Raw genomic sequence first — 23,193 nt, forward strand, 5'->3', positions numbered from 1 at the left:
ATGCAATTCATCGTAAGCAATGCCTGAATGATCCGAAAGGAAGAAGCGATGTCAGCCGGAAAGAAACAACAAAGCCCAGACACCATCGATCTGGTCATCGCGGGCGGCGGCTATGTCGGCCTCGTGACAGCCGTTGCTGTCAAATCCGCTGCACCCCATCTTTCTGTCACTGTCATTGATGGCGCACCGGCTGGCGCATGGAAAAATGATCCGCGTGCATCTTCCATTGCTGCTGCGGCCTCACGCATGCTCGACCAACTCGGCTGCTGGCAGGAAATTGTCATTGATGCGCAGCCAATCACTGAAATGGTCATCACAGATTCCCGCACATCAGATCCGGTTCGTCCTGTGTTTCTCACTTTTTCAGGTGATGTCAATCCGGGCGAACCTTTTGCGCATATGGTCGAGAACCGCGTACTCAACACCGCCCTTCATAAAACAGCTGACGCACTGGGTATCACCTTCATCGAAGGCATGAGCGTCGAAAATTTTGAAACCAGCCCTCAATCCGTCACCGTCTCGCTGGCCAATGGAAAAACACTCGAAACCCGTCTGCTGATTGCCGCCGATGGTGCAAAATCACGCCTGCGTGACATTGCAGGCATCAAGACGGTTAATTGGGACTATGACCAGTCCGGCATTGTCTGCAATGTTTCTCACGAACGCCCGCACGGTGGACGCGCGGACGAGCATTTCCTGCCTGCAGGCCCATTTGCAATCCTGCCTTTGAAAGGCAATCGCAGTTCACTCGTCTGGACAGAACGAAGGGCAGATGCCGAACGCCTTATCCGTGAAGATGATTTCATTTTCGAAGCAGAACTCGAGCAACGTTTTGGCCATCGTCTTGGCGCACTTAGCGTCGAGGGACCTCGCCGCGCTTTCCCACTCGGCCTGACGCTGGCACGCGAATTCGTAAAGCCACGCTTTGCACTTGTCGGTGATGCAGCCCACCGCATCCATCCGATTGCCGGACAGGGCCTCAATCTCGGTTTTCGAGATGCAGCAGCGATTGCAGAAATCATTGTCGAAACGGATCGTCTGGGTCTCGATATCGGCTCCTTCGCAGCCCTTGAACGCTATCAGACATGGCGTCGCTTCGACACGGTGCAGATGGGCGTCACCACCGATATTCTCACCAGACTGTTCTCCAACGACAATCCTGCCATTCGCACAATTCGCGACGTCGGTCTTGGTCTCGTCGACCGCGTACCAAGCCTCAAATCCTTCTTCATCAAGCAGGCAGCAGGGCTTTCTGGCGATACACCGCGCCTTTTGCGGGGGGATTCGATCTAGAGCATGTCTCCCAAAAGTGGGAGCTGATTTTCTAAAAATAGCGCTATTTTTCGAAAAGAAAGCTGTGCTTTCTGATGGCAAAAGCCTCAACCTCTGCTACAAAAAGACAAGCACGAGCTAGAGCGTCGGGGGGACTCACAAGCATATGCATACGGACAACAGATTGATCGACAAGGCTATCCGTATGCAAAGCGGTTTATGGTCCGCAGAACGGCTCAGCCGATTATCAAAGATTGCTGGCGCTATGGCCATTTTGGTCGCTATGGCTGTTTCTGTGATCTATTCGGTTACAAAACCGGATAACAACTGGGACATGATCGCCTATATCGCCACCGCAATTGAGGATCGCTATCCTGATGCGTCAGCACTGCATGAGGAAACATGGCGGCAGGTTAGCGCTGCGACCACCCAGGATGAACTCAACACTCTGAAATATGGCGGTGATTATCGCCGTGCACAATGGGAAAGCCCCGATAATTTCCAGTCACAACTCATCATGTACAGGGTCAAGATCGGCTATGTGCAATTGTTGCGCCTGATTGAGCCCTATACGGGACTGGTGCTGGGCGGACATCTCATCAGTCTTGCCGCGGCAATTGCTTCCAGCCTTATTATCCTTGCGATCCTTGCCCATTATAATGCACTTCAGGCCGGGCTTTTGGTCGGGCCTGCGCTTCTGGTCGCAGGTCTTGGCCCGATAACTTCCGCAGTCTTTCCAGATATTGTTCTCGCCGCATTATCTTTTGCTGCAATATTTGCCCTGCTGAAAGAACGCGACTGGTTGGCATCTGTCCTGCTCATTCTGTCATTCACGATCAGGCCGGATAATATTATAATGATTTTTGCATTGCTGATTACCGCAGTGCTTTTTGGCTGGCGCAAACTGCCTTTGCTCGCAGCATTCATCATATCTGTCATCATGGGCCTTGCCATCTCCAGATATGCCGGACACACAGGCTGGTGGGCACATCTCTATTTTACTTGCATCGAAACACAGAATTCAATGGCTGGCTTCAAGCCGGATTTCTCGCTTCTGCTCCTTATCAAGGCTTATATTCGGGGAGCTATTCTGGCTCTTTATCTCGAAAGCTGGCCTTCAATCCTTTTGGTTTTGCTGGTTGCCTGGGCAGCAATGGCGCGAGCCGGAATCAAAACCGGAATTCCGCGGCTCAATGGCATTGCCTTCGCTATGTTCATCGGAATTCTGGGCAAATTTGTCTATTTCCCGATGCCCTATGATCGCTTCTTCTTCAATATGCTCATAATCATGGTGCTCATGCTTTCCCTTATATGGGCAACACGCTCAAACGAAAAAGCTGCAATAGTTAAGTGATCAAACGGCCTGACACTGGAAGCCATAAAATGTCGCCCTATGTCAGGAGTCAATCCAAACAGAGGAGCTTCCAATGGATAGAAAAGCAACAGCAGTCTGGAGCGGTACACTCAAAGACGGCAAAGGCGCTCTGAGCACACAAAGCGGCGCGTTGAAAGATTTACCATATGATTTCAAGGCTCGCTTCGAAGACGAAAGCGGACAGGCAGGCACCAATCCGGAAGAGCTGCTTGGTGCGGCTCATGCAGGCTGTTTTGCAATGAACCTCTCTGCCCTCCTGACACAGCACGGAACTCCGGCAGAAAAGCTCGAAGCAACAGCAACGGTTACGGTCGTACCAGCATCCGGTGGCGGCTTCGGGATTACACGCAGTGCCTTGACGCTCAGAGCAACCATTCCCGGCATTTCTGAAACAGATTTTCAGAAACTCGCTGAAACCGCTGAAAAAACATGTCCGCTTTCCAAAGCGCTGGGCGCAATTGAAATAACACTGGACGCAAAACTCATTTAGAGAAAATCTTTGACCGAAAACCATTTTACACTTTTCGGGATGCGCTTTACTCTGACAATGATGGAGGCCATAAAGGCCTCCTAACAATATTATTTATTATTTATTTCATTTCGAGGTATTTCAATTGAAAAATATATTAGCATCTTTTGCTTTCTCTTCGGCTATTTTATTTGGATCATCTTTTGTCGTTGCTCATTCCAAATCGCCAGCTACACCAGAACAAATATTGGCCGGCGAGCAGCTGAAAATTGGAGCCCGTGCTTTCACAGCACCCGGATACAAGCCGGGAACTATCCAGCATATCGTTCTGTTTAAATATAAAAATTCAGTCACGGCAGCGCAGATTGAGGAAGTCAGAAAACGATTTCTGGCCTTGAAAACCAAAGCCAGAAGAAATGGAAAACCTTATATCCAGCGTCTGGAAGCAGGCGCACAAAACAGCGGTGAAGGGGCAGATCAGGGCTTTCAGGAAGGCTTTATTGTTACTTTCCGCTCAGAAGGTGATCGCAACTACTATGTCGGCACACCTGTTGTAACAGACCCGAAATTCTTTGATTCTGAACATCAGAAATTCAAAGATTTTGTCGGCCCACTCCTTGCTGAAAAGCAGGGGGCACTGGTTTTTGATTTTGTGGCCCAGACAAAATAGACTGCCGCTATTGGAGCAGAAAAAGCATGCACAGATGCCGATTTGATAGGATCAGTATCTGTGCAATTCGATGAATCCTCATCGCAAATTTCTTTAGAGCATAAGTCCTATCTTCGTTCAACGAGGATCGATAAGATTATGCTTCAAATAAAAGGAGTTAGAGCGTCGATCTGATTCAATCAGATCGGAATCCGCTCTAATGTCATTCCGGCAAGTGGCAGACAGCTTCGATATTGTGGCCGTCGGGATCAATCACAAACGCCGCATAATAGTCGGGATGATAATGTTCACGTATACCCGGCCTGCCATTGTCCTGTCCGCCCGCAGCCAGCGCTGCTTCATAGAAGCGATCCACTTCCGATCGCGTTCCAGCCGAAAAAGCGACATGAAGCACGCCTTCAAGCCTTGCCCCCTTCTGTTTTCCAATCCAGAATTCCGGCTTGCCATTGCGTCCATAACCAACCCAGTCACCGAACTCCATCGCCCGCTTGATACCCAATGGAGCCAGAGCCGCATCATAGAAGGCGGTGGATTTTGGCATGCTGGAAATATTGAAACCGATATGATCAAGCATTGTGAACCTATGAAATAGACGTAAGTTTCTACTTCCAGATCAGATATAGCCTACACGAAAAAATCAAGCCTATGCCATTCCTTCCGCAAAAGAAAAGGGAGGCAAAGCCTCCCTTCAACTTACTCAGACGTTTGGACAACTATACGCGGCGCTCAACCATCATCTTCTTGATTTCGGCAATCGCCTTGGCCGGGTTAAGCCCCTTCGGGCAGGTTTGCGCACAGTTCATGATCGTGTGGCAACGATACAGACGGAACGGATCTTCGAGATTATCAAGACGCTCGCCCTTTGCCTCATCACGGCTGTCGATCAACCAGCGATAGGCCTGAAGCAGCACGGCTGGTCCAAGATAACGATCACCGTTCCACCAATAGCTTGGGCACGAAGTCGAGCAGCAGGCGCACAGAATGCATTCATAAAGACCATCAAGCTTCTGACGATCTTCGTGGCTCTGCAACCATTCCTTCTGCGGCTCCGGCGAAACGGTCTTGAGCCAAGGCTCAATCGAACGATGCTGGGCGTAGAAATTGCTCAGATCAGGCACAAGATCCTTCACCACCGGCATATGCGGCAGCGGATAGACCTTGATGGAACCCTTGATCTCATCCATGCCCTTGGTGCAGGCGAGCGTATTGGCGCCATCAATATTCATTGCGCAGGAACCGCAAATACCTTCACGGCAGGAGCGGCGCAGCGTCAGCGTCGGATCGATCTTGTTCTTGATATAAAGAAGACCGTCGAGCACCATCGGGCCGCAATCGTCACGATCGACATAATAGGTGTCGATGCTCGGATTGGCGTCGTCATCCGGCGACCAGCGATAAATGCGAAACTCCGTTACATTCTTGGCACCATCTGGACGCGGCCAGCTTTTGCCCTCCTGCATGCGGGAGTTCTTGGGAAGTGCGAGTTCAACCATTGCTCATTCCCCCGATTAGTAAACGCGCTTTTTCGGCGCAATTTTAGCCAGATCAATACCGCCTTCATCCTGGGTCGTCAGCGGATCGAGATGAACAGGACGGTAATCAAGCTTCACCTCGCCATCTGGCGAGAGCCAGGACAAGGTATGTTTACGCCATTCAGCGTCGTTACGATCCGGGAAATCCTCATGCGCATGGGCGCCGCGGCTCTCCTTACGGGCTTCAGCCGAAACAACTGTCACCATCGCATTTGCCATCAGGTTTTCCAGTTCCAGCGTCTCAACCAGATCGGAGTTCCAGATCATCGAACGGTCGGAAACTTTGACATCCGGCAGTTCTTTCCAGATTGCCGCCATGCGCTCGCAACCCTGTTTGAGCGATTCATTGGTACGGAACACGGCTGCATCTTCCTGCATCGTGCGCTGCATTTTTTCGCGCAATACGGCAGTTGGCATCGAGCCATTTGCATAACGAAGACGATGGAAGCGATCCATGATCTTATCAACAGCTGCTTCGTTGATATCCGGGATTTTTGACTTGCGGTCAATCACCTGTCCGGCCCGGATTGCTGCCGCACGGCCAAACACGACAAGATCGATCAGCGAATTGGATCCAAGCCGGTTGGCACCATGCACGGAAGCGCAACCCGCTTCACCCACAGCCATCAGGCCCGGCTGAACACGATCCGGGTCTTCCTTCGTCGGATTGAGCGCTTCGCCCCAGTAATTGGTTGGAATGCCGCCCATATTGTAGTGAACGGTTGGCAGAACCGGAATCGGTTCCTTAGTCAAATCCACGCCTGCGAAAATCTTGGCTGATTCGGAAATACCGGGCAGACGTTCATGCAAAACAGCCGGATCAAGATGATCAAGATGCAGATAGATATGGTCCTTGTTCTTGCCAACGCCGCGACCGGCACGGATTTCCATGGTCATGCAGCGTGAAACCACGTCACGCGAAGCAAGATCCTTGGCAGAAGGCGCATAACGCTCCATGAAGCGTTCGCCTTCGGAATTCACGAGATACCCGCCTTCACCGCGTGCGCCTTCAGTAATCAGACAGCCTGCGCCATAAATACCGGTCGGATGGAACTGAACGAATTCCATATCCTGAAGCGGCAATCCTGCGCGTGCAGCCATACCGCCGCCATCACCCGTACAGGTATGCGCAGACGTTGCCGAGAAGTAAGAACGACCATAACCGCCTGTCGCCAGAACCACCATTTTGGCAGAAAAGCGGTGGATCGTGCCGTCATCGAGGTTCCAGGCAACAACGCCGGTGCACACGCCATCGGTCATGATCAGATCAAGCGCAAAATATTCAATAAAGAACTGAGCATTATGCTTGAGCGACTGACCGTAAAGTGTGTGCAGGATTGCGTGACCGGTACGGTCAGCAGCCGCACAGGTGCGCTGAACCGGAGGGCCATCGCCAAAATTCTGCATATGGCCACCAAAGGGGCGCTGATAGATCTTGCCCTCTTCGGTACGCGAGAAAGGAACGCCATAATGCTCCAGTTCGTAAACCGCAGCAGGCGCTTCACGCGCCAGATATTCCATGGCATCGGTATCGCCCAGCCAGTCCGATCCCTTGACGGTATCGTACATATGCCACTGCCAGCTATCCGGCCCCATATTTTTCAATGAAGCGGCAATACCACCCTGCGCTGCCACTGTATGGGAGCGCGTCGGGAAAACCTTGGTGATGCAGGCAGTCTTGAACCCCTGCTCAGCCATGCCGAGCGTTGCGCGAAGACCCGCACCACCGGCCCCGACAACCACAACGTCAAATTTGTGATCGACAAATGTGTAGTTCTTTTCGCCCGCAGCATTGGCTGCATTCTTTTGTGCACTAGCCATCGGGCTATCAACCTCCGAAGCTCAGCTTGAGGATCGCATAAATACAAGCCACACCAACAATCACCGTGAAAAAGGTGTTGAGCATGACGAGCACGACCTTCATGCCTTCGCTATGAATGTAATCTTCAATAATAACCTGCATGCCAAGACGCATGTGGTAAACGCCGGTCAACACAAACAGCGCCATCACCAGAGCAGTGAATGGATGCGCCAGAACAGCTTTCACTTCCGCGTAGCTTGCGCCCTGAAGCGAAATGACCAGACCGATGAAAAACAGAACCAGCGGAACAAGTGCTACAGCACTCATTCGCTGAAACCAGAAATGTCCGGTGCCTTCCTTGGCCGAACCAAGACCCCGAACCTTGCCGAGAGGTGTACGCATATCGCTCATGTGAGAACTCCTTTCAGCGCACTGCGAAAGCAACAACCCAGACGAGGATTGTTACAGGCAGTGAGAAGGCCAGCGTTGCCCAGGCAATCTTGCTGGCCGTGTGCTTTTCAAGTCCGGCGCCCATATCCCAGATGAAATGGCGTATGCCGCCAGCCAGATGGTGCAACAGCGCCCAGGTGTAACCAAACAATACCAGATAGCCGATCCATGAATTATAGATCCAGCTGATGGTATTGAAGGCATCTTCACCAATTGCAGCGGCAATCAGCCATGCAGCAAGAAGAAGAGTTCCAAAATAAAGTGCGCCACCCGTGATACGATGGATGATCGACATCGTCATGGTGATCTTCGGTCGATAAATCGACAGATGCGGAGACAATGGACGCTGACGCGTAACGGTCGGTTGTGTCATGGCTCTCGTGGGCTTCCCTGACGTTTCCATCCCCTTCATCATCAACCATATTTCTCTGGCATGATGAAGCAGATGCGGGCTCGCTTGGAGCCCGGTTCGATGTCGTTCACGGCGCAAGAAAACGGAACTGTTCGATCCTGCGCCAGCACGACCCAGAAAATGTGGCTTGATCGTGTCACACGACCCTATGTGGCGCTTTCTACTGCGCTTTCACCACCACGTCAAAGAAGCTTTTTCACGAAAAGACTAACAATTGGTCGCACCCACACGACACTTTCTCGTGATTTCGCAATTCAAACGATTGAAGTGCGATATTTATAAAAACATGTGTGATTTCATCCACTTTTGCAGACAAGACCTAATGGCCAAAGCGAATCACATAGCTGGACCAGTCGGCGGCAGTGGCAACCTGCTCATAAAGCTTGCGGCCATCTTCGGGCACCCGCGGCGCATTGAGAACAAGCTTCGACCAGCTGCGCTCTTCAGCCTTGTCTGCAAGCACATCAATCAGTGCTTTTGCAATGCCTTTGCCACGATGATCATGCTGAACATAGATGTGATCAACCTGTCCTGCACGCAGGCCCGAAACAGGCTCTGGCAGATCAAAGAAAATAACAAAACCGACGAGATTACCATCAACCCGGGCACCGAGTATTTCCGTTGCGCGATCCTGCAGCAAATGTTCGGCATAATAATCATCCGGGCGGCGTGGCGCACCACGCTTTAATGCCTGCGCATAACTTGCAAGCAGAGGCGCAAACTCATGAGCGTCACGCAGATGCAGAAGCGCTATATCAACGGCATGATCTGTGGTCATTTCAGGTCTTCCCTCAAAGCATATCCCCAAAACGGGAACTCAGCGATTGTAGACAACAGCCTGCCCAAAGGTAAAGGGCGCCTCTACAGTTCAGCGTGAATTATCAAACCTGGTTTGCACCGCGAAACTCGACAATATTGTCATCAAATCCCACCGGAAGCCCCATTGCAAGACCAGTACGGACACAATTACGGCCATGTTTCTTGGCTTCATAAAGAGCACCATCAGCACGCTTGTAGACATCGCAGAAAAAGTCATCAAACTCCATCTCTGTCACGCCGAAACTGACTGTGAAAGTAACATCCCCCTCCACAACCGGCAGCACAATATCAATACAAGCCAAGCGTACGCGTTCAGCAAAACGCCATGCCGACTGGATCGTATTCCCCGGCAGAAGGACTGCAAATTCTTCACCGCCCATACGTGCGGCAATACCACCTTTTATGAGCGCCGACCGGCGCAATTCATGCGCAAACACGGCAATCACCCGGTCGCCCAGAGCATGACCATGGGTGTCATTGATTGTTTTGAAATGATCAATATCGCAAACAATCAGGGACAGCGCCTGCCGCATGCGCTTCGATTTTTCAATTGCGGCATCGGCTCTGAACTCAAAGCCGCGCCGGTTGAGAAGACCGGAAAGCTGATCCGTTTCTGATCGCAAGGTGACATCTGAAATAAGCCCTCTCATCAGGCTTAACAGCAACACAAGACCACCGGCAACAGACAACCCGGCACCAAACGATTGCACCAGAAGGGCATAATCGGTGTGGATGTAATCATCAGGCGAATTGCCCGCCCCGCCAACCATACTGGCCAATACAGGCTTGATCAGAAAATGAACTGCACTGATAGCGAAAAGCCCCACCATCAGATTGTCAAGCACGCTCCATGATTGAACAAACGGACGCGCTTGAACACGGCTGCGTGAACGTCCCCGCATGATCACCCATACAGCCAGCAGCAACATGACAAAATATGGAACCTGATAAAGAACCTGGCCCAGTATTTTACTACGCGCAATATCATAGATGCTGAAAATCAATATAAACGATGCAACAATCACAACTGCAAGCTGCCACCATGGCACAGATATCGAATACATGCGGGCAAGCCCCACCACCAGACATGCAAGCGTCATCAGATAGGCACTGAAGCCCAGCATATAACCAAGTTTCTGGCTGGGTATTGATGGAATAAGCAATTCGATCAGAAAATAGAGCAGCGCAAAGCCGAAACCCAATGCAAAAACCGGTGCAGCCGCATTATCGCGTGCATAGGCAGCGATACCCAGAAATGTGACTGCAAACAGACCGGAAACGGTCATGTTGATCAACAGTACGAACTCAACTCCGTCCATCCATACATCCCGGCATATATATGCCTGATAGCGTCAAGTGCACTGCTCACAATCAAATATATTAAAACGCCATTTCACCCGCTCTTCGCAAGTAAAAAAAGCCGCCAGACGACCCTCCAACGGCTTTCAGGATCAGGACCCTAGGGTCAGGACCCATTAATTTGATGAGAATGGCATCTGAAATGACCAGATATGCTAGGAGAGACGTGAGGACCGGGGTTGTTCCCCCGGTTGAGCGGCTCGACGCAGCAGATCGCCAAGTCATTTCGATGTCCGAAGGATGTGGTCCATCCGCCCGGCCTACTTCGTCGTAAAGTCTTGAAAATGAACCACATTTCCTTCGCCTTTCCTTCTCGTATCCAAACGGATGACCTCACACCATTCCCGTCAAATTAATGGGTCCTGACCCTAGCTATTCATTGTGCAAAGATCATTTCCAGTCGCGAATATCCACGAAATGACCAGCGATAGCAGCCGCAGCCGCCATGGCAGGCGATACCAGATGGGTGCGGCCCTTGAAGCCCTGACGGCCTTCAAAGTTACGGTTTGAAGTTGAAGCGCAACGTTCACCCGGCTTCAACCGGTCATCATTCATCGCAAGGCACATTGAACAGCCCGGCTCACGCCAGTCAAAGCCTGCCTCGATGAATATCTTGTCAAGACCTTCAGCTTCAGCCTGTTCCTTCACAAGTCCCGAACCCGGAACGATCATCGCATTAACGCCCTCGGCAACCTTCTTGCCCTTGGCCATCCGCGCTGCATCGCGCAAATCTTCAATACGGCCATTGGTGCAGGAGCCGATAAAGACGCGATCAATCGTAATATCCGTCATCCGGGTGCCCGGCTTCAGCCCCATATAGTCCAGCGCACGCCACTTGGATGCACGCTTGGTTTCATCCTTGATCTCGTCTGGATTAGGGACAATGTCGGTAACGAATACGACGTCTTCAGGCGATGACCCCCAGGATACGACTGGTGAAATTTTGGCGGCATCAAGCTCGACGATCTTGTCGAAATGCGCACCTTCATCCGAATGCAGCGTCTTCCAGTAACGGATAGCCTGTTCCAGCTCTTCCCCCTTCGGGGCGCGTGGTTTGTCCTTCACATAAGCGAATGTCGTTTCATCGGGCGCAATCAGACCCGCACGTGCGCCGCCTTCAATCGACATGTTACAGACGGTCATACGACCTTCCATCGACAGCGAACGAATGGCGCTGCCGGCATATTCGATCACATATCCGGTGCCGCCTGCGGTGCCGATCTCGCCAATAATGGCCAGCGTTATATCCTTGGCTGTAACGCCCGGAGCCAGTTCGCCCTCGACACGCACCAGCATGTTCTTGGCTTTTTTCTGGATCAATGTCTGGGTTGCCAGAACATGCTCGACTTCAGATGTGCCGATACCATGCGCCAGCGAACCAAAAGCACCATGGGTCGAGGTGTGGCTGTCACCACAGACAATCGTCATGCCCGGCAGGGTGAAACCCTGTTCCGGCCCGACAATATGCACAACGCCCTGACGACGATCACGTTCAGAATAATATTCAACGCCAAAATCAGCCGCATTTTTTGCAAGCGCTTCAACCTGAATACGGCTTTCTTCATTCTTGATGCCGTTCACACGGTCCGGTGATGTTGGCACATTGTGATCAACAACAGCCAGCGTCCTCTCAGGATGGCGCACCTTGCGCCCTGCCATGCGCAGCCCTTCAAAAGCCTGCGGGCTGGTCACTTCGTGCACAAGGTGGCGATCAATATAAAGGAGGCAGGTACCATCTTCCTGCTGATCCACTACATGGTCATCCCAGATCTTGTCATAAAGTGTACGCGGCGCGCTCATTGCGAGAGTTCCTTTGAACAGTTCTTAATTAGGCTGTCATATGCACCCGCCACTGCATTTCGTCAAGAAACACAAACCGCAACAGGGTGTCGCAGTAACAATCTTGCGCAATGTGGGCGATTTTATGCAATATGTTATGCAGGCTTTTGATTTTTGCAAATAAAAAAAGGCGACCCAAAGGCCGCCTTTCTCAGATTCTTGCAAAACCGGCTTATTCAGCAGCAGTCTTTGCAGCTTCTGCCTTGGCAGCTGCGATCTTGTCAGCTTCACGTTCTGCCTTGGTGCGGTTGTCTTTCTTCTCGGCAATACGTGCAGCCTTACCGGTAAGACCACGCAGGTAGTAGAGCTTCGCACGACGGACCTTACCGCGGCGAACGACTTCAACGCCTTCAACAATCGGCGAATAAACCGGGAATACGCGCTCTACGCCTTCACCGTAAGAAATCTTGCGAACAGTGAAATTTTCATTGAGACCAGCGCCGGAACGGGCAATGCAGACGCCTTCATAAGCCTGCACGCGGGTACGTGTACCTTCCGTAACACGAACCTGAACGCGAACGGTATCACCTGGCTGAAAATCTGGAAGCTTGCGCTTTTCTTCGATCTTTGCTGCCTGTTCGGCTTCAAGCTGACGAATAATATTCATCGTCTTATCCTTCTCGAATTATTCTCAAACAGCCAGAGCGCTCTGCACTTGCCACCAGGCATCTTTGGCCTCGTGGTTATGCCCGAAAAGATCAGGCAGGAGCGGTACACCATTTATTGGTTTAGGACCTTCGGGCACAGCCCGAACGAAATATTACAGATGTCGGGTTTTCCCGAACTTGCGCGGCAATACACCATTGTTTGAAATGAATCAATATCAGGACATCGATTTCGCTATTTACCGCCAATGCGCCCCAGATGTGTATCCTGAAAGCTGGTTCCATATTTCAGGCCAAAGCCGAGAGCACGATCAACACCGATATGAACCGCCCAGATAAGGGCAATTGTAAAACAGAGCGGCCAGTTCATCACCCAGCCAAACACCGCCAGCAGCACAATACCGATCCAGCTATGCGCAATATTGTAAATGACAGCACCGAAACGTGGGCCTTTGAGATAAGCAAAGAACGACAAATCAGGCGCAAGGATGAGGATAATAAAAAGCCACCAGCTTGCACCACTGACCCAATATGCCCCCAGCGCCAGCAATGCGAGTGAAAGACTTTCAAGCCGCTGGATCAGATTCATTTGCACTTGCCTTCACGATAAATGTCCCACAGATCAGGACGCCGTTCCTTTGTAATACGTTCAGCCTGCGCATGACGCCATTTTGCAATGGCACCATGATTACCGGATGTCAGCACATCCGGGATGGCGCGGTCTTCCCATATTTGCGGGCGCGTATAATGCGGATGTTCCAGAAGCCCGGTTTCAAAACTTTCCGTCTCACCTGATTCCTGATTGCCCATCACCCCCGGCAAAAGACGCACAATGGCATCTAGCAAGACAATGGCTGCGGTCTCACCGCCTGAGAGAATATAATCGCCAATCGATATTTCTTCGAGTTGACGGCCTTCTATCACCCGCTCATCAACGCCTTCAAAACGACCACACAGAATAATTGCACCGGGACCGTTCGCCAGTTCACGCACACGCTTTTGCGTCAACGGCGCACCGCGTGGGCTCATAAGCAGCATCGGGCGATCATCAGCAACCGAATCAAGCGCACGCGCTACCACATCCGGCTTCATCACCATGCCGGCGCCGCCGCCCGATGGCGTATCATCAACCATGCGATGTTTACCTTCGGCAAAATCGCGAATCTGCACCGTATCAAGCGACCATGTTTTTTCGGCAAGTGCCTTGCCCGCAAGCGAAATACCAAGCGGTCCCGGAAACATTTCAGGATAAAGGGTCAGCACAGAGGCATGAAATGCCTGCTGTGCCTTTTCCGTGTCAGGCAGATTACTCATGACTTCTTCGGTCGCTTCTGCTCATTTTTCTTGTCACTGAGCGGATTGTCATCCTCATCGGCGATAAGTCCGGCTGCATAAGGCTCAACCAGAATAGTACCTTTCTCCAGATCGATCTCCGGTACTGCGGCTTCGGTAAAAGGGATCAGCATCGGGCGCTTACCCTTGAGGCTCAATTCAATCAGATCACCACCGCCAAAATCAAAAAGTGCGCTGACCACCCCATAGGATGTGCCATCGGCATCAAGCGCTTCAAGACCGATCAGATCGGTCTGAAAAAACTCATCCTCATCAAGTTCGTCATCAGGCAGTTGCGAACGATCAATAAAAAGCTCGACACCGTTCAAGGTTTCCGCAGCATTACGGTCATTAATGCCTTTGAAGCGCACAACAACCACTGTCTTGGCCACACGCGCTTCAAGCACCTCATAGGCCTTGCCCTGCGCATCATAAAGCAGACCGTAATCAGCAATGGCGAGCGGATCATCGGTGAATGTCTTGACCCGGACTTCGCCACGTATGCCATGGGCGGCTCCGATAACGGCAAGCTGGATCGGGTTTTCTGGACGCGGCATGAATAATTCCGTGATTAGCTACAATTGTTATTCGCTTACTCAATTTCCACTGAAAACGCCAAGAAAAACGCAAAGCCGTTCTTTACTGCCCGGCAACCTATCGCTGGCAAACTGCAACAACCGCAACCCAAGCAGCGAATCCAGACCATGACGAGCAAAGCCGAATTTCTTATCCCAGCCCGCGCAGACCTTGCGGCTGCGCGTGAGCAATGGCTGAAATCACTTCAGGATATGCGCCGTCTTTCAGACAATACCATTGAAGCCTATGAGCGCGATACGCGCCAGTTTCTGCATTTTATGACCGGCCATCTCGGTGAGCCGCCTTCGATCAGGGATATTGGCAATCTGCGCGTTGCCGATTTGCGCTCTTATCTGGCCAACCGCCGTAATGACGGCGCCGGTGCCCGCACATTGGGCCGTGGCCTTGCCGGTGTCCGTTCGCTGCTTCGCTATCTGGAAAAGCTCGGACTGGTCAATGCAGCAGGCGCTTCAGCCATAAGAAGCCCGCGCCAACCCAAATCCCTGCCAAAGCCCCTGACGGCGGAAGATGCCCGTCGCGTTGTTGCTGCCGATGGACAGATGGCGGAAGAGCCATGGATTGCAGCCCGCAATGCCGCTGTCCTGACATTGCTCTATGGTTGCGGCCTGCGCATTTCCGAAGCGCTCAATCTCCCGGGCGATGCACTAAATGATGCATCCATGCTTTCGATCACAATTACCGGCAAAGGCGGCAAATCCCGCATGGTGCCGCTGCTTCCCGCCGTCCATCGTGCGATAGCACAATATCGTGAGCTCTGCCCTTTTGATCTTTCTGCCGATAAACCCTTGTTCAGAGGTGCCAGAGGGGGCGAACTTCATGCTGCGATCATCCAGCGCGAAATGCAGAAATTACGCGCAGGCCTCGGTCTTCCCGACACCGCAACCCCACATGCGCTTCGCCATTCCTTTGCCACACATCTGCTTGGCCGTGGCGGTGATCTGCGCACCATTCAGGAATTGCTTGGCCATGCCAGCCTGTCCACAACCCAGGTCTATACCGAAGTCGATACAGCCCGGCTTCTTGAAGTATATGACAAAGCCCATCCGCGCGCCTGAACATATCCAAAAAAACAGGCTATCCACTTTTTAGCTCTGCTTGAGCCACATAAAAAAGGCCCGCTTGCGCGAGCCTTTCATTCTAAAGCTGAAACCCGAAATTACATATGAATTGGCTTGGCAAAAGTTGCCAAAGCCGATTCACGAACCGCTTCCGACATGGTTGGATGCGCGTGGCAGGTGCGTGCCAGATCTTCGGACGAACCGCCAAACTCCATCAAAACAGCCAGTTCATGGATCATTTCACCGGCATTATAGCCAAGAATATGTGCACCCAGAACGCGATCCGTTGCCTTGTCAGCAAGGATTTTCACAAAACCGTCCGTGTGCTGCATAGCGCGTGCGCGACCATTGGCCGTAAACGGGAACTTGCCGATCTTGTAATCAATGCCTGCGGCTTTGAGTTCTTCTTCGGTCTTGCCGACAGATGCGACTTCCGGCTGCGTGTAAACAACACTTGGAATGACGTCGAAATTTACATGCCCTGCCTGACCGGCGATGATTTCAGCAACTGCAATGCCTTCATCTTCAGCCTTATGGGCCAGCATCGGTCCCTGAACCACGTCACCGATGGCATAAATGCCCTCAACATTGGTGCGCCAGTGATTATCAATAGCCACGCGGCCACGATCATCGAGATTAACACCAGCCTCTGCCAAACCAAGTCCATCGGTGTAAGGACGGCGGCCTGTCGAAATCAGCACGGCATCGGCTTCAAGCACTTCAGCATCGCCACCCTTGACCGGCTCAAAGGTTACTTTCGCACCCTTGCCCGACTTTTCCACGCCGGTTACTTTCGCACCAAGCTTGAAGGCAATACCCTGCTTTTCAAGCAAGCGCTGGAACTGCTTGGACACTTCGCCGTCCATTGCTCCAAGCACCTTGTCGAGATATTCGATCACGGTCACTTTTGCGCCAAGACGCGACCAGACAGAGCCAAGCTCCAGACCAATCACACCACCGCCAACAACAACCAGATGAGCCGGAACCTTGTCGAAAGAAAGCGCACCCGTCGATGACACGATAACTTTCTCATCAATATCAACCTTGACGCCCGGAATAGCAGCAACATCAGAACCGGTTGCGATAATGATATTCTTCGCTTCGATTTCTTCAACCTTGCCGTCTTCGGCAGTTACGGAAACCTTGCCCTTGGCAACAATCTTGCCGGTGCCGATGAAAGCAGTAATCTTGTTTTTCTTGAACAGGAACTCAACGCCCGATGTATTCGACTTAACAGTCACATCCTTATGCGCCATCATCTTTTCAAGGTTGAGCTTCGGCTTGCTGATTTCAACGCCAAGTGCATCGAAAGAATGACCCGCTTCGGCAAAAACTTCAGAGGCATGCAGCAGCGCCTTTGAAGGAATGCAGCCGACATTGAGACAGGTGCCACCAAAGGTTTTGCGCTTTTCCACAACAGCGACCGAAAGGCCAAGCTGGGCCGCCTTGATTGCGGCGACATAACCGCCGGGACCAGTACCGATGACAACCACATCATAAGACATTGAACTATCCTTTTTCCGTCTGAGCCAGTTCCGGCTCATCAATTATTTTCCACCGGAAATTATCCGGTCATTCTTCTTCATGTGTGCAGGCTTTAAAGCGGAACGTTTCAAACTGAAGCGGCTTTTCCGGCTTCGCTGCACCAAAATCATATCCATCCAGCGCTGAGGCCAGATCAGGAAACAGAATTGCCTGTGCCGCAGGCTCGTCAGCCTTGGGCAACACATCCGCTTCCGCACCTTCCTTCAGGGCATAGACAACGCTTTGCCAGAGGCTGCAATCATCGAGGTCCTCCGGGTCCGTGCCGCCATTTTTGCAATTATAGGTGATAATCGCATAGGGGCGCGCAATCCCCTCTTCCGGCCAGACAACGAGGCCAGAGAGTTTGAACTCCGGCTTATTATCGGCTGTAATGATAAATTCATTGGTTGGCGCCGGGCTCAGTTGGAGCGCATTGGACTGCGCCTCATTGAATGTGAGCGTATAGGCGTCGCCCTGATCGCGATAGATTGCACGGTTCTGTGTGCAGGCGGCCTGAACTGCACTTGAGAAAACTGTCACAGCAAGCGCTGACGCAGCCAATACTTTGAAACGCTTTTTAAAGTCACGCATCGTCAGTTCTCCTCAATCATCCGCCAGCAGGTTACTGCGCTTTAGCAATGGCAAGTTTCAAGCCAAGCGCAATGAAAACCACGCCGCTTGCTCTGTCTATCCATTTTGAAGCACGCGAGAATATGGCACGCATTTTTGGCGTCGTCATGAAAAGGCTGACACCGACAAACCACGAAATCAATGCCGTAGCCATCACAACGCCATAGCCAAGCTTCACCTCTATGGGTGTATGCAAGCTGATAACCGTCGAGAAAATCGACAGGAAGAAAAACACAGCCTTTGGATTAAGCGCATTGGCGGCAAAACCGAGGCTGAAGGCTTTGAGTGCGCTCTGTTTGCGCTGTTTATCCTGATCCTTCATGTCGATATCGATCTTCGTCGTGCCAGCCCGCAATGCCTTGATGCCGATATAGACCAGATAGGCCACGCCGCACCATTTCACGATATTGAACAGGTAGATTGACTGGGAAATAATCAGCCCAAGGCCAAGCACTGTATAGGTGACATGCATCATGAATGCGGCGCCAATGCCAAGGCTGGTAATGATTGCCTCACGACGCCCCTGCATCAATGCCTGACGGATAACCATGGCAAGATCAGCGCCCGGCGAAACAATGGCAAAGACAAAAATCGCCATCAGGGATGCAAGTTCAAACAGATAGGGATGCATCACGTTTCCTTCGCCCTGCATCTGCGATGCAGACAGCCGTCAAAAAACCAGATTGAAAAACATCAGCGCAAGCCCGACCAGCGAACCGATCCAGACAAACGAACGGATATAAGGAATACCCGAAAGATAAAGCGGTATGTAGAGGATGCGACAGACAAACCAGATCCACGCACCATAAAGTCCGTAACCTGCCGTATCGCCCGTCAACACAAGTGCCAGCGCAAGCGCAACAAAGGCAGGATAGGTTTCGCGGAAATTGTTGGAAGCGCGTTCCGCACGACCGGCCAGATGACCGGAGGGCTTATAGCCTTCATCGCGCGGACCCGCATTCCATTGAGAGCCGAGTTCTTTTGTCGCCGTAAAACCCTGCAGGAGAATATGAACCACCAGCAGAACCACACTCCAGCCAATCAGCGGGAGAAAAGGCGACGCAGAAAAAATACCCGGCTCCATAGCTCTATTCCTTACAGGTCAAGAACCAGACGCTCTGGATCTTCCAGGCTTTCCTTGACGCGAACGAGGAAGGTCACTGCTTCCTTACCGTCAACGATGCGGTGATCATAGCTCAGAGCCAGATACATCATCGGACGGATAACGATCTGACCGCCGACAACAACCGGACGTTCCTGGATCTTGTGCATGCCAAGAATACCCGACTGCGGCGAATTGAGGATCGGCGAAGACATCAGCGAGCCGTAAACCCCACCATTGGTAATGGTGAAAGTACCGCCCTGCATGTCAGCCATTGAAAGCGAACCATCACGTGCAGCTTTCGCAAGACGTCCCAGTTCCTTTTCAACGCCAGCGATCGAAAGCTGATCGGCATCGCGGATAACAGGAACAACAAGCCCCTTGTCAGTGCCGACAGCCATGCCGACATGGGCAAAGTTCTTGTAGATGATGTCAGTGCCGTCGATCTCGGCATTAACAGCCGGAATTTCTTTGAGCGCATGGGTCACGGCCTTCGTGAAGAAGCCCATGAAGCCAAGCTTGACGCCGTGCTTCTTCTCAAAAATATCCTTGTAACGAGCGCGAAGCTCCATCACAGCCGACATGTCGACTTCGTTATAAGTCGTCAGCATTGCGGCAGTGTTCTGCGCGTCTTTCAAACGGCGTGCAATGGTCTGACGCAGACGGGTCATCTTCACGCGCTCTTCGCGTGATGCATCATCAGCCGATGAAGCAGGACGCGCAGCAACAGGAGCCTGAGCTGCTGGAGCAGCCGAAACGCCCTTTGCGATTGCCTCAAGCACGTCGCCCTTGAGAACCTGACCGCGCTTGCCCGAACCTTCAACCTGATCAGCCGAAAGGCCTTTTTCGGTGAGAAGCTTCGATGCTGCCGGTGCCGGCTGCATTGCCGGGCCCGATGATGCGGATGCAACAGGCGCTGCTGCCGGAGCAGCCGCTGCTGCGGGCTTGGCTTCTTCCTTCTTAGGAGCAGGAGCAGAACCCGCACCGGAAATCTGGCCGAGCAATGCGTTCACTTCAACCGTGTCGCCTTCCTGCGCCACGATTTCAGCGAGAACGCCGGCTGCTGCTGCCGGAACTTCAATTGTCACCTTGTCGGTTTCCAGTTCCACCAGCGGTTCGTCGGCAACGATTGTATCGCCAACCTTCTTGAACCACTTTCCGATGGTTGCCTCTGTAACGGACTCCCCAAGCGTGGGAACGCGAATTTCGGTGGCCATGGCTTCTTCTTCCGTGATCTTCGATCTTTAGATTTATGTTCAATTCAGAATGGAGCGATTTTTCCAAACCGCTCCAGCTTGAAAGTTAATTAGTTCCCGAGTGCATCTTCAAGGAAAGCCGCAAGCTGCGCAAGATGCTTCGACATCAGACCCGTTGCAGGCGATGCTGCTGCCGGACGACCGGTATAGCGAACACGCTGATGCTTGGCGTCAATATGCGCAAGAACCCATTCCAGATACGGATCGACGAACGACCACGCACCCATGTTTTTAGGCTCTTCCTGACACCAGACGATTTCCGCCTGACGGAAGCGCGACAGCTCATTGATAAGCGCCTTTGCCGGGAATGGATAAAGCTGTTCGATGCGCAGAAGATAGACATCATCAATGCCACGCTTTTCACGCTCTTCGTAAAGATCGTAATAGACCTTGCCCGAACACAGAACAACGCGACGGATCTTGCCATCCTTCTGAAGCTTGATGCCATCACCCTTATTATATTGTGCATCGTCCCAAAGCAGACGGTGGAACGAAGAATCGCCCGACAATTCGTTAAGGCTCGATACAGCACGCTTATGGCGCAGCAGCGATTTTGGCGTCATCATGATCAATGGCTTGCGGAAGTCACGCTTCATCTGACGGCGCAGAATGTGGAAGTAGTTAGCCGGCGTCGTAACATTGGCAACCTGCATATTATCTTCCGCACACATCTGCAACCAGCGCTCAAGACGAGCTGAAGAATGCTCCGGTCCCTGACCTTCATAGCCATGCGGCAGAAGGCAGACGAGACCCGACATACGCAGCCACTTGCGTTCACCCGACGAGATGAACTGATCGAACACGACCTGTGCACCATTGGCGAAGTCACCGAATTGCGCTTCCCACAAAACCAGCGCACGCGGATCAGACAGCGAATAGCCATATTCGTAACCAAGCACAGCTTCTTCCGAAAGCATCGAATTGATGGCTTCGTAGATCGCCTGTCCCTTCTGGATATTGTTCAGCGGGATATAGCGGCTCTGGTTTTCCTGATCATAAAGAACCGTATGGCGCTGCGAGAAGGTGCCGCGTTCCACGTCCTGACCGGACAGGCGGATCGGGCTGCCTTCAGAAACCAGCGAACCAAATGCCAGCGATTCAGCTGTTGCCCAGTCAATACCTTCGCCCGTCTCGATCATCTTGGCGCGATTATCAAGGAAGCGCTGGATCGTGCGGTGAACATTGAAATCCTTCGGCACTTCAACAAGCTTCTTGCCGATTTCTTTCAATGTCTTGATCGGAACGCCGGTCTTGCCGCGACGCTGTTCGTCGGCATTGTCTGCTGTGCGCAAACCACTCCATGCACCATCAAACCAGTCAGCCTTGTTTGGCTTGTAGCTCTGGCCTGCTTCAAATTCCTGCTCAAGTTTTTCGCGCCAGTCAGCCTTCATCTTGTCGATGTCAGCCTGTGCGAGCAAACCTTCTGCGATCAGCTTGTCGCTATAAAGCTGCACAGTGGTCTTGTGCGCACGGATTTCCTTGTACATCAACGGCTGCGTGAATGACGGTTCATCACCTTCATTATGGCCGAAGCGGCGATAACAGAACATGTCCACCACAACTGGCTTATGGAAGATCATGCGGAATTCCATCGCAACCTTGGCTGCAAAAACAACGGCTTCCGGGTCATCACCATTGACGTGGAAGATCGGTGCTTCAATCATCTTCGCCACATCCGACGGATAAGGCGACGAACGCGAGAAAGCCGGATTGGTGGTGAAACCGATCTGGTTATTGATGATGAAATGCAACGTACCGGCAACGCGGTGCCCCTTCAGGCCTGAAAGACCAAGGCACTCGGCAACCACACCCTGACCGGCAAAAGCAGCATCACCATGCAGCAGCAGCGGCAGAACTTTTACACGTTCGCTCAGTGGCACCAGATCATCGCGGGTACGGCCAACAAGCAGATCCTGCTTGGCGCGTGCCTTGCCCATGACAACCGGATTGACGATTTCAAGATGTGACGGGTTGGCAGTCAGCGAAAGGTGAACCTTGTTGCCGTCAAACTCGCGGTCTGACGATGCACCAAGATGGTACTTCACGTCGCCCGAACCTTCCACATCGTCCGGCGCATAGGAGCCGCCCTTGAACTCGTGGAAAATTGCGCGGTGCGGCTTGCCCATCACCTGGCTAAGCACGTTCAGACGGCCACGATGCGCCATGCCGAGCACGACTTCCTTGAGGCCCATCTGACCGCCGCGCTTGACGATCTGTTCCAGCGCCGGGATCAGTGATTCACCGCCATCAAGACCAAAACGCTTGGTGCCCTTGTATTTCACATCGATAAACTGCTCAAAACCTTCAGCTTCGATCAGTTTCGACAAAATAGCCTTCTTGCCTTCAGCAGTGAAAGCATAGGCCTTGTCCGGTCCCTCTATACGTTCCTGAATCCAGGCCTTTTCGACCGGATCGGAAATATGCATGAACTCGACGCCGATATTGCCGCAATAGGTGCGCTTGAGAATTTCAAGCATCTGCGGAACGGTCGCATATTCAAGACCAAGCACATTGTCGATGAAAATCTTGCGATCATAATCGGCAGGTGTGAAACCATAGGTTGCCGGATCAAGTTCGCTGAAATCATTTGGCTTTTCAGCAAGACCAAGCGGATCGAGATTGGCATGCAGATGGCCACGCATACGATAGGCGCGGATCATCATGATGGCGCGAACGCTGTCGCGTGCAGCCTGTGCAATCTCTTCCGATGTCAGTGCAGGAGCAGAGGCTTTCACATCACCCTTTGCAGCCTTGCCCTTGAGCTTGTCGGTGACATGTTTTTCGACTTCAGTCCAATTGCCGTCGAGTGCTGCAATCAACTCGCCATTGGGCTGAATTGGCCAGTTCTTTGGGGTCCAGCTTGCACCCTGTGCGTTTTTACGCACATCATCGGCCTCATCTTTGAGCTGCGCGAAGAACTCGCGCCATTCAGCATCAACCGAATTGGGATCATCCTCGTATCTGGCATAGAGCTCTTCAATATAGTCGGCATTGCCGCCATAGAGAAACGAGGTAAGGGCGAAAACGTCATTGGCCCGATTCGCGGCTTGTTCTTGGCTTGCCATAACCTAATCCGGAGCCTCCGCTCCGT

The 23,193-nt window shown here is 52.1% G+C and carries 24 protein-coding genes; 6 read left to right on the plus strand and 18 right to left on the minus strand.

Going from position 1 to position 23,193, the window contains the following annotated elements:
- Positions 1-48 precede the first annotated feature (48 nt).
- The 4 genes from FHY56_RS12440 to FHY56_RS12455 all read left to right on the plus strand — a co-directional run bounded on the left by FHY56_RS12440 (position 49) and on the right by FHY56_RS12455 (position 3,786).
- Positions 49-1,293: a ubiquinone biosynthesis hydroxylase gene (locus tag FHY56_RS12440; RefSeq protein WP_140905523.1), complete on the plus strand. Its 1,245-nt coding sequence runs from the start codon at positions 49-51 to the stop codon at positions 1,291-1,293.
- A gap of 145 nt (positions 1,294-1,438) precedes the next feature.
- Entirely contained in the window at positions 1,439-2,626 is a 1,188-nt protein-coding gene (locus FHY56_RS12445) for a hypothetical protein (RefSeq protein ID WP_140905524.1), read from the plus strand.
- 73 nt (positions 2,627-2,699) lie between these two features.
- Positions 2,700-3,137: an OsmC family protein gene (locus tag FHY56_RS12450; protein WP_140905525.1), complete on the plus strand. Its 438-nt coding sequence runs from the start codon at positions 2,700-2,702 to the stop codon at positions 3,135-3,137.
- Positions 3,138-3,363: 226 nt separating this feature from the next.
- Complete coding sequence (locus FHY56_RS12455; RefSeq protein ID WP_235889488.1) at positions 3,364-3,786, plus strand: Dabb family protein; 423 nt, start codon at positions 3,364-3,366, stop codon at positions 3,784-3,786.
- Positions 3,787-3,988: 202 nt separating this feature from the next.
- On the opposite strand, the gene FHY56_RS12460 is transcribed toward FHY56_RS12455, so the two are convergent.
- The 5 genes from FHY56_RS12460 to sdhC form a co-directional block, all read right to left on the minus strand.
- Complete coding sequence (locus FHY56_RS12460) at positions 3,989-4,360, minus strand: VOC family protein (RefSeq protein ID WP_140905526.1); 372 nt, start codon at positions 4,358-4,360, stop codon at positions 3,989-3,991.
- A gap of 139 nt (positions 4,361-4,499) precedes the next feature.
- On the minus strand, positions 4,500-5,279 hold the full coding sequence (locus FHY56_RS12465; protein WP_140905527.1) for a succinate dehydrogenase iron-sulfur subunit: 780 nt from the start codon (positions 5,277-5,279) through the stop codon (positions 4,500-4,502).
- 15 nt (positions 5,280-5,294) lie between these two features.
- On the minus strand, positions 5,295-7,139 hold the full coding sequence (gene sdhA, locus FHY56_RS12470) for a succinate dehydrogenase flavoprotein subunit (RefSeq protein ID WP_140905528.1): 1,845 nt from the start codon (positions 7,137-7,139) through the stop codon (positions 5,295-5,297).
- 7 nt (positions 7,140-7,146) lie between these two features.
- On the minus strand, positions 7,147-7,530 hold the full coding sequence (sdhD, locus tag FHY56_RS12475; protein WP_140905529.1) for a succinate dehydrogenase, hydrophobic membrane anchor protein: 384 nt from the start codon (positions 7,528-7,530) through the stop codon (positions 7,147-7,149).
- A 13-nt stretch (positions 7,531-7,543) separates the two neighbouring features.
- Entirely contained in the window at positions 7,544-7,942 is a 399-nt protein-coding gene (gene sdhC / locus FHY56_RS12480) for a succinate dehydrogenase, cytochrome b556 subunit (RefSeq protein ID WP_140905530.1), read from the minus strand.
- A 72-nt stretch (positions 7,943-8,014) separates the two neighbouring features.
- Between sdhC and FHY56_RS12485 the strand changes: the two genes are divergently transcribed.
- Complete coding sequence (locus tag FHY56_RS12485; RefSeq protein WP_140905531.1) at positions 8,015-8,263, plus strand: hypothetical protein; 249 nt, start codon at positions 8,015-8,017, stop codon at positions 8,261-8,263.
- 37 nt (positions 8,264-8,300) lie between these two features.
- On the opposite strand, the gene FHY56_RS12490 is transcribed toward FHY56_RS12485, so the two are convergent.
- The 7 genes from FHY56_RS12490 to rimM form a co-directional block, all read right to left on the minus strand.
- On the minus strand, positions 8,301-8,759 hold the full coding sequence (locus tag FHY56_RS12490; RefSeq protein ID WP_140905532.1) for a GNAT family N-acetyltransferase: 459 nt from the start codon (positions 8,757-8,759) through the stop codon (positions 8,301-8,303).
- Between the two features lie 103 nt (positions 8,760-8,862).
- On the minus strand, positions 8,863-10,119 hold the full coding sequence (locus FHY56_RS12495; RefSeq protein WP_140905533.1) for a GGDEF domain-containing protein: 1,257 nt from the start codon (positions 10,117-10,119) through the stop codon (positions 8,863-8,865).
- A gap of 430 nt (positions 10,120-10,549) precedes the next feature.
- On the minus strand, positions 10,550-11,959 hold the full coding sequence (gene leuC / locus FHY56_RS12500) for a 3-isopropylmalate dehydratase large subunit (protein ID WP_140905534.1): 1,410 nt from the start codon (positions 11,957-11,959) through the stop codon (positions 10,550-10,552).
- 211 nt (positions 11,960-12,170) lie between these two features.
- Complete coding sequence (gene rplS, locus FHY56_RS12505) at positions 12,171-12,605, minus strand: 50S ribosomal protein L19 (protein WP_140905535.1); 435 nt, start codon at positions 12,603-12,605, stop codon at positions 12,171-12,173.
- A 233-nt stretch (positions 12,606-12,838) separates the two neighbouring features.
- Positions 12,839-13,192, minus strand: a complete 354-nt coding sequence (locus FHY56_RS12510; RefSeq protein ID WP_140905536.1) for a DUF4260 domain-containing protein — start codon at positions 13,190-13,192, stop codon at positions 12,839-12,841.
- Positions 13,189-13,917, minus strand: a complete 729-nt coding sequence (gene trmD / locus FHY56_RS12515) for a tRNA (guanosine(37)-N1)-methyltransferase TrmD (protein WP_140905537.1) — start codon at positions 13,915-13,917, stop codon at positions 13,189-13,191. The genes FHY56_RS12510 and trmD overlap by 4 nt, the downstream gene beginning before the upstream one ends.
- A complete protein-coding gene (rimM, locus tag FHY56_RS12520) occupies positions 13,914-14,492 on the minus strand; it encodes a ribosome maturation factor RimM (protein WP_140905538.1) in 579 nt (192 codons plus the stop codon). The genes trmD and rimM overlap by 4 nt, the downstream gene beginning before the upstream one ends.
- A gap of 147 nt (positions 14,493-14,639) precedes the next feature.
- Between rimM and FHY56_RS12525 the strand changes: the two genes are divergently transcribed.
- On the plus strand, positions 14,640-15,587 hold the full coding sequence (locus FHY56_RS12525) for a tyrosine recombinase XerC (protein ID WP_140905539.1): 948 nt from the start codon (positions 14,640-14,642) through the stop codon (positions 15,585-15,587).
- 101 nt (positions 15,588-15,688) lie between these two features.
- On the opposite strand, the gene lpdA is transcribed toward FHY56_RS12525, so the two are convergent.
- The 6 genes from lpdA to FHY56_RS12555 form a co-directional block, all read right to left on the minus strand.
- Entirely contained in the window at positions 15,689-17,095 is a 1,407-nt protein-coding gene (gene lpdA / locus FHY56_RS12530; RefSeq protein ID WP_140905540.1) for a dihydrolipoyl dehydrogenase, read from the minus strand.
- Between the two features lie 67 nt (positions 17,096-17,162).
- Positions 17,163-17,705, minus strand: coding sequence for a hypothetical protein (locus FHY56_RS12535; RefSeq protein ID WP_140905541.1), 543 nt, complete (start codon positions 17,703-17,705; stop codon positions 17,163-17,165).
- Between the two features lie 31 nt (positions 17,706-17,736).
- A complete protein-coding gene (locus FHY56_RS12540) occupies positions 17,737-18,375 on the minus strand; it encodes a LysE family translocator (protein WP_140905542.1) in 639 nt (212 codons plus the stop codon).
- Positions 18,376-18,414: 39 nt separating this feature from the next.
- Complete coding sequence (locus FHY56_RS12545) at positions 18,415-18,828, minus strand: MAPEG family protein (RefSeq protein WP_140905543.1); 414 nt, start codon at positions 18,826-18,828, stop codon at positions 18,415-18,417.
- Positions 18,829-18,839: 11 nt separating this feature from the next.
- Positions 18,840-20,063: a 2-oxoglutarate dehydrogenase complex dihydrolipoyllysine-residue succinyltransferase gene (gene odhB / locus FHY56_RS12550; protein WP_140905544.1), complete on the minus strand. Its 1,224-nt coding sequence runs from the start codon at positions 20,061-20,063 to the stop codon at positions 18,840-18,842.
- 89 nt (positions 20,064-20,152) lie between these two features.
- Positions 20,153-23,167, minus strand: a complete 3,015-nt coding sequence (locus FHY56_RS12555; protein ID WP_140905545.1) for a 2-oxoglutarate dehydrogenase E1 component — start codon at positions 23,165-23,167, stop codon at positions 20,153-20,155.
- Positions 23,168-23,193 lie beyond the last annotated feature (26 nt).

Origin of the sequence: Brucella gallinifaecis (assembly GCF_006476605.1) — a bacterium.
Lineage (GTDB): Bacteria > Pseudomonadota > Alphaproteobacteria > Rhizobiales > Rhizobiaceae > Brucella > Brucella gallinifaecis.

What these genes read in the sequence shown, in the direction of transcription:
- FHY56_RS12440 (WP_140905523.1), top strand. Translation starts at nt 49, where the DNA reads ATGTCAGCCGGAAAGAAACAACAAAGCCCAGACACCATCGATCTGGTC.
- FHY56_RS12445 (WP_140905524.1), top strand. Translation starts at nt 1,439, where the DNA reads ATGCATACGGACAACAGATTGATCGACAAGGCTATCCGTATGCAAAGC.
- FHY56_RS12450 (WP_140905525.1), top strand. Translation starts at nt 2,700, where the DNA reads ATGGATAGAAAAGCAACAGCAGTCTGGAGCGGTACACTCAAAGACGGC.
- FHY56_RS12460 (WP_140905526.1), bottom strand. Translation starts at nt 4,360, where the DNA reads ATGCTTGATCATATCGGTTTCAATATTTCCAGCATGCCAAAATCCACC.
- FHY56_RS12465 (WP_140905527.1), bottom strand. Translation starts at nt 5,279, where the DNA reads ATGGTTGAACTCGCACTTCCCAAGAACTCCCGCATGCAGGAGGGCAAA.
- sdhA (WP_140905528.1), bottom strand. Translation starts at nt 7,139, where the DNA reads ATGGCTAGTGCACAAAAGAATGCAGCCAATGCTGCGGGCGAAAAGAAC.
- sdhD (WP_140905529.1), bottom strand. Translation starts at nt 7,530, where the DNA reads ATGAGCGATATGCGTACACCTCTCGGCAAGGTTCGGGGTCTTGGTTCG.
- sdhC (WP_140905530.1), bottom strand. Translation starts at nt 7,942, where the DNA reads ATGACACAACCGACCGTTACGCGTCAGCGTCCATTGTCTCCGCATCTG.
- FHY56_RS12485 (WP_140905531.1), top strand. Translation starts at nt 8,015, where the DNA reads ATGCGGGCTCGCTTGGAGCCCGGTTCGATGTCGTTCACGGCGCAAGAA.
- FHY56_RS12490 (WP_140905532.1), bottom strand. Translation starts at nt 8,759, where the DNA reads ATGACCACAGATCATGCCGTTGATATAGCGCTTCTGCATCTGCGTGAC.
- FHY56_RS12495 (WP_140905533.1), bottom strand. Translation starts at nt 10,119, where the DNA reads ATGGACGGAGTTGAGTTCGTACTGTTGATCAACATGACCGTTTCCGGT.
- leuC (WP_140905534.1), bottom strand. Translation starts at nt 11,959, where the DNA reads ATGAGCGCGCCGCGTACACTTTATGACAAGATCTGGGATGACCATGTA.
- rplS (WP_140905535.1), bottom strand. Translation starts at nt 12,605, where the DNA reads ATGAATATTATTCGTCAGCTTGAAGCCGAACAGGCAGCAAAGATCGAA.
- FHY56_RS12510 (WP_140905536.1), bottom strand. Translation starts at nt 13,192, where the DNA reads ATGAATCTGATCCAGCGGCTTGAAAGTCTTTCACTCGCATTGCTGGCG.
- trmD (WP_140905537.1), bottom strand. Translation starts at nt 13,917, where the DNA reads ATGAGTAATCTGCCTGACACGGAAAAGGCACAGCAGGCATTTCATGCC.
- rimM (WP_140905538.1), bottom strand. Translation starts at nt 14,492, where the DNA reads ATGCCGCGTCCAGAAAACCCGATCCAGCTTGCCGTTATCGGAGCCGCC.
- FHY56_RS12525 (WP_140905539.1), top strand. Translation starts at nt 14,640, where the DNA reads ATGACGAGCAAAGCCGAATTTCTTATCCCAGCCCGCGCAGACCTTGCG.
- lpdA (WP_140905540.1), bottom strand. Translation starts at nt 17,095, where the DNA reads ATGTCTTATGATGTGGTTGTCATCGGTACTGGTCCCGGCGGTTATGTC.
- FHY56_RS12535 (WP_140905541.1), bottom strand. Translation starts at nt 17,705, where the DNA reads ATGCGTGACTTTAAAAAGCGTTTCAAAGTATTGGCTGCGTCAGCGCTT.
- FHY56_RS12540 (WP_140905542.1), bottom strand. Translation starts at nt 18,375, where the DNA reads ATGCATCCCTATCTGTTTGAACTTGCATCCCTGATGGCGATTTTTGTC.
- FHY56_RS12545 (WP_140905543.1), bottom strand. Translation starts at nt 18,828, where the DNA reads ATGGAGCCGGGTATTTTTTCTGCGTCGCCTTTTCTCCCGCTGATTGGC.
- odhB (WP_140905544.1), bottom strand. Translation starts at nt 20,063, where the DNA reads ATGGCCACCGAAATTCGCGTTCCCACGCTTGGGGAGTCCGTTACAGAG.
- FHY56_RS12555 (WP_140905545.1), bottom strand. Translation starts at nt 23,167, where the DNA reads ATGGCAAGCCAAGAACAAGCCGCGAATCGGGCCAATGACGTTTTCGCC.